The sequence below is a fragment of the Methanosarcinales archaeon genome (assembly GCA_014859725.1).
GTDB lineage: Archaea > Halobacteriota > Methanosarcinia > Methanosarcinales > Methanocomedenaceae > Kmv04.
The window spans coordinates 1-2828 of the sequence record JACUTQ010000227.1 but is presented as its reverse complement, the minus strand read 5'-3'; the positions used below and the strand labels follow the sequence as shown (position 1 = coordinate 2828).

The window sequence follows — 2828 nt, the reverse complement described above, 5'->3', positions numbered from 1 at the left end:
TGAATTCCAAGTATTTTTGTCCAAAAAGTATTCAAAGATTTTATAAACAATTAATTATCTTTAAATATGTGCGAAGGATGGAACTAAGTTGTTTGATAAAATCATAAATGAACCTAAGCCATTATCAGAAAGTCAAAAATCTGCTGTTCTATCAGATAGTGAACATATCAGGATAATTGCTGGAGCAGGGGCAGGAAAAACTGAAACATTGACCCGGAAGATTGTGTATCTTTTAATTCATAAAAAAGTTGATCCATCATCCATTGTTGCATTCACTTTCACTGAAAAAGCAGCCCAGAGTATGAAAAGCCGAATATACGATAGAATAAAGCATCTGGGTGGAGATGAAATCTGTGCTCGGCTGGGTGATATGTTTGTGGGAACTATTCACGGCTATTGTTCACGTTTATTAGAAGATTATTTTAGCTTTGGGGATTACGATGTTCTCGATGAAAATCAAGAAATGGCATTCTTGATGCGAGTTGGATGGGAAATAGGACTCGGAAATAATGGAAAATATTCCACTAATTGTGAAACATTCTTGAACACTTCAAATGTTGTTTACGGGGAATTAATCCCTAAAGACAAACTCAAAAAATCAGCATCTGATTTTTTAAAACAATTTGATAAATACGAGGAAATTTTAGATTCACATAAGCGCCTCACATTTAACCGCATGATCAATCTCACAATAGAGAATCTCAGTACCAAGCCAGATGTACTTGCTCATGTGAAATACCTCATTGTGGATGAGTATCAGGACATAAACAGGGCGCAGGAAAAGCTTATTCGTCTTATAGGTGAAGGCTCCCAGATATTTATTGTTGGTGATCCAAGACAGACTATTTACCAGTGGCGGGGTTCTGATGAAGATTGTTTTGAAGATTTTACCACTTATTATATTGACACAGAGACTATACCCATAACTGAAAACAGGCGAAGTGCAAAAGCCATAATTGAAATTGCAAATGAATTTTCCGATAATTTTGAAACAAAATATGCACACCTTGAACCAACACGAAAAGAGGAGGGTGCGGTATATCTCGGTAAATTCGAAAATGCGGCTGAAGAAGCGGAATGGATTGCAGATCAGATAGAATCCCATGTAAACAGTGGTGCCTGCTCATACAGTGACATTGGTATATTATTCAGGAGTGTTAAAACATCAGCACCCTTATTCATTGACATTTTCAGGGAAAGAAAAATCCCGGTAATGGTGGGGGGTAAAGTTGGTCTTTTCAGGCGATATGAGATTAAAGCGGTTGGTAAACTTTTTGCATGGTTATTTGATGATGCATTCTGGAAAGATGAATCAGAAGAAGATACGCTTGAAGGGGATGATATTGTTTATTCAGCACTTGATAACTGGAGAACTGGCGTACCTGATCTACCATTGTCAGATAAAGTCTCTTCATCTTTGATAAAATGGAAAGAGTCTGCGCTTGGTGCTGAATATCCCGATTTTACAAGAATATTCCAGGAACTACTGATTATTCTGGGATTCCATGATCTTGAGCCGACGAATCCCAACCACATGGTTATCATGGCAAATCTTGGACGGTTTGGCACCATTCTTTCCGATTATGAAACTGCCAATATGCTCGGTGGCAGGAAGAGGAATTGGGTACGAGACCTGAAGGGATTGTTCTGGTACATGACCCTCTATGCCACATCTTCTTATGAAGAACAGGCTGGTGATGATACAAGGGGTGTGAATGCAGTGCAGCTCATGACAGTTCACCAGGCGAAGGGGCTGGAATGGGCTGTTGTATTTATTCCAGCGATGGTTGCTCGACGTTTTCCATCTACCATGACAGGCAGGAAGAGGAAGTGGCTCATACCAAGAGATGTCTTTGATGTGGATAAGTATGAAGGTGATGTGGACAGCGAGAGAAAGCTCTTTTATGTTGCTCTTACCAGGGCAAAAGAAACACTTGTAGTGAGCTATTTTAAAAGAATTAGCAATAAAGTAAGTCCAAGCGAGTTTATCACTGATGGTCTGAATCTTTCTAAAATGGTTGAATTAGTAGTTGATGACACACTACCACTTTGCAAGGTTGAGAACACAGGGGATATTGAAGAGATACAGACTTTTGCAGCTGGTGAACTCATAACATACGGAAAGTGTCCAACACTTTACATGCTCAGGCATGTATGGAATTATCAGCCTGGATTGGACCCTATGCTTGGATATGGTAACACACTGCATTTTTGCCTTCGGCGCGCGGGTGAACTCATACGTGATGAGGGGTATAATCCTCAGAGCGCTATTATGCAGGCAATTGAAGATAATTTCCACCTCCCATTTGCCGGTCCGAAAATGACGGATAATGCTAAGAGGACAGCATTGGATAAACTGCTAAATTTTGTTGATACACATGAAGATGACATGAACCGTATCAAAGAAGTGGAAAGCCGTATTGAATTCCCGCTTCAACGAGCCACAGTAATGGGAAAAGTGGACGTAATATTACACGATGAGGCTAACCTTGAAATCCGTGACTACAAGACTTCAGATTCAGTGATTTCCAAAGAGGAATTGGCTATGCAGGTGCAGCTTTATACAACAGGGCTAAAGATGGTTGGTGAGCCTGTAACTAAAGGTTCGGTGTCTTTTCTTGAGAATGCAACCACTGACCCGGTGGATGTGAGTGAAGGGGCGCTTCGGGTTGCCGGAGCAACCGCAGAAAAATACATTGACGGGATTATGAAAAGGGATTTCACGGCATGTCCAGGGAAATTTTGCAGTCAGTGTAATTACAAACTTATTTGCAGATATAAAGCATGAATTATGGAAGATGATTTTTATGATATTATTAAGAAGAAAC

The 2828-nt window shown here is 40.0% G+C and carries 1 protein-coding gene; it reads left to right on the top strand.

Features of this window, described 5'->3' with window-relative positions:
* Positions 1 to 64 precede the first annotated feature (64 nt).
* Complete coding sequence (locus tag IBX40_12510) at positions 65 to 2788, top strand: ATP-dependent helicase (GenBank protein MBE0525131.1); 2724 nt, start codon at positions 65 to 67, stop codon at positions 2786 to 2788.
* Positions 2789 to 2828 lie beyond the last annotated feature (40 nt).